The sequence below is a fragment of the Psychrobacter sp. NG254 genome (assembly GCF_015277735.1).
Lineage (GTDB): Bacteria > Pseudomonadota > Gammaproteobacteria > Pseudomonadales > Moraxellaceae > Psychrobacter.
The window spans coordinates 1-559 of record NZ_JADHDA010000021.1; the positions used below are offsets into that span (position 1 = coordinate 1).

Genomic DNA, 559 nt, shown 5'->3' on the forward strand with positions numbered 1-559 from the left:
GAACCAGCAAGAACAGAAGTCCACTGTAGAAGTCGTTATGACCATCCTTCACGCGGGTGGAAAATTCGGCGGCGGCGGTTATGCCGTGTCGGGTGGACTCCACGGTGTGGGCATTTCCGTCGTGAACGCACTCTCCGCAGAAATCGATACCGAGGTTCGTCGTCAGGGACACGTCTGGCGGATGAGCTTCGCTAACGGTGTGCCGACAGGTCCCCTTGCCCAGGGGGAAAGCACCGACGAAACAGGAACCCAGCAGACTTTCTGGCCGAGCAAAGAGACTTTCGAGACAGTCGAGTTCGACTTTGAGACGCTCCGCGCACGTTTCCAGCAGATGGCCTTCCTTAACAAGGGACTGCGCATCACCATCACTGACGAGCGCGGTGAAGAAGAAATCGCCGAGAGCTACATGTACGAGCGTGGACTCGTTGACTACGTGGAGTACTTGAACAAGACGAAGAAGAACGAACTCATCCACCCGGATGTCATCGCCTTTGAATCGGAAGACACTGAGAAGAAGATTTCGCTCGAAGTAGCGATGCAGTGGACGGCGGGATACTCC

Annotated in this window: 1 pseudogene; it reads left to right on the top strand. The window is 55.6% G+C overall.

What is annotated here, in order from left to right:
• Positions 1 to 37: 37 nt before the first annotated feature.
• Positions 38 to 559 (top strand): annotated as a pseudogene (locus IP510_RS13615) (DNA topoisomerase IV subunit B); the annotation flags it as partial.